Origin of the sequence: Anaerocolumna aminovalerica (assembly GCF_900115365.1) — a bacterium.
Taxonomy (GTDB): Bacteria; Bacillota; Clostridia; order Lachnospirales; family Lachnospiraceae; genus Anaerocolumna; species Anaerocolumna aminovalerica.
In genome coordinates, this window is record NZ_FOWD01000078.1 from 1 (window position 1) to 2,183 (window position 2,183).

Annotated in this window: 1 protein-coding gene; it reads left to right on the plus strand. The window is 31.7% G+C overall.

Annotated features, from left to right (window positions below; all coding sequences use genetic code 11):
* The first annotated feature begins 599 nt into the window (after window positions 1-599).
* Window positions 600-1,502: a deoxyribonuclease IV gene (locus BM183_RS20390; protein WP_091689446.1), complete on the plus strand. Its 903-nt coding sequence runs from the start codon at window positions 600-602 to the stop codon at window positions 1,500-1,502.
* The last annotated feature ends 681 nt before the right edge of the window (window positions 1,503-2,183 follow it).

Here is a 2,183-nt window from a genome sequence, read left to right on the forward strand (position 1 = left end):
AAGACTATTATGAAGCAAAGTAACAAAAAAGAAAACCCCTTCCCCTCATGAATGAGGGGTCAGGGGAGTTGAGAGTGTCGAAGACACTTTGTTCTCAACTAAATCCTTATGAAGCAAATTTTTCTTTTAGTAGATACCCTGGGGGTTTTGTAAATGTAAAAGGAATATGACAAATCGCCGATTTGAAATGTGGAAACAGAGCTTCTAAAGGAGAATGTAAGGGGGAAATTTTAAGTTCATATTGGTCTTGTAATAAAATAGAGGTTAGTATAAAATAAGTGCAAACATTATTTATAAAGCAATAAAAGTATGTATTAAATTATGAGTAATGTTAAAAAGGGACAAATATAAGGGTGTAAAGATTGAGGATTGGTTAAAAATAGGTAATAATATATAAGGCTGGTTTTAGGATATAACATTGTCATCGAGATAACCAGGTAGAAATATTGAGAAAAATGATAAAAGTGAAGATAAAATGCACAAATAAATATTAAGAAATATGTAGAAGAAATTTCAAATTGATTTGTATTTGTATAGTATGAAAGTATATTAAAGAAATTGGTATCATATACAAATCAGGAATAGAAAAGGAGGATACTATGGTTAAATTAGGTTCCCACGTGGGAATGAGCGGAAAAGAAATGTTATTAGGGTCTGCGAAAGAAGCAGCAGAATATGGTGCCGATACATTTATGATATATACCGGAGCACCCCAGAATACAAGACGTAAATCCATTGAGGAATTAAGGATAGAAGAAGGGCTAAGATATATGGAGGAACATAATTTATCGGATTTGGTTGTTCATGCTCCCTATATTATAAATTTAGGAAACTCGGTTAAAGAAGAAACATTTTCACTTGCAGTGGAATTCTTAGCAAAGGAACTGGAAAGAACAGCAGCACTACAGAGTAAATATTTAGTTTTACACCCGGGGTCCCATGTGGGTGCCGGTGAAGAGATTGGTATAAAACAAATCGTAAAGGGAATTAATGAAGTACTGGATAAAGATTCTAAAGTATATATAGCATTGGAGACTATGGCTGGTAAGGGAAGTGAAATTGGTAAAACATTCGAAGAATTAGCACAGATTTATGATGGAGTAAAACACAGTGATAAATTAAGAGTATGCTTTGATACCTGCCATACCAATGATGCGGGATATGATATTGTAAATGATTTTGATGGTGTAATCCACAGATTTGATAAACTTATTGGAAAAGACCAAATTGCAGTATTCCATATTAATGACAGTAAGAATGAAAGAGGAGCGGCAAAAGACCGTCACGAGAATATTGGATATGGTAAGATTGGCTTTGATGCTATACATTATATAGTTCATCATAAAGAATTTGAAAATGTGCCTAAAATATTAGAAACCCCATATATTCCAATACCGGGAGACAGTAAAAAATCCCTTCCGCCATACAAATATGAAATAGATATGCTGAGAAAAGGTGACATTAATGTTAATTTACTTGAAGATGTGACAAAAGCAGTCTAAGAATTATAATGAACAAATTATGAGGGAAGGTATTCCTGAGCAGGATGAAATAGAAGATATCAAATAAGACATTCTATATGGCTTTAAGAGCGTGGACTGTACAACTTTAAGTTGTATGGGACATGCTCTTTTTGTATTAGTGTAAAGATACATTATGTTCTTATTCCTATCCAACTGCTAGTAAAAGGCCCAAGGTATAAATTTTAAGACATACACTATACTATATAATATGATTAAATGGGGAAAAGGGGTATTCTTGTTTGGTTTTTATGTAGAAAAAAGCAGTAATTACAAGTAAAAAACAGAAATTAAAAATTTATTATAAAAAGTTTAAAAAAAATGTTGACATTTGTTTTGCTGGGTGCTATACTAGTCAACGTTGCTGCTGAAACAACAGAAAATATTTAGAAAATAAATTAAATATTTTGTTGTTGACAAACAATTTCCTCTGTGCTATATTAGATAGGCACTTGCGAAATAGACAGAAATGCAAGTAGCAACAAATAAGAACATTGATAACTGAACAGTGAAACAACCCTGAAAATTCTAATAAAATTTTCATATTATAGATGAGAGCATTGAACTTATTCAATGACTGATTTATAACGAACCGTATCTATTTATTATAGATACAACCTTAAAAACAGTAATGAATTAATAATTCATTGGATTTAACGTTTG

Excerpts from the sequence above, each read along its gene's own strand:
- BM183_RS20390 (WP_091689446.1), top strand. The coding sequence starts at position 600 with ATGGTTAAATTAGGTTCCCACGTGGGAATGAGCGGAAAAGAAATGTTA.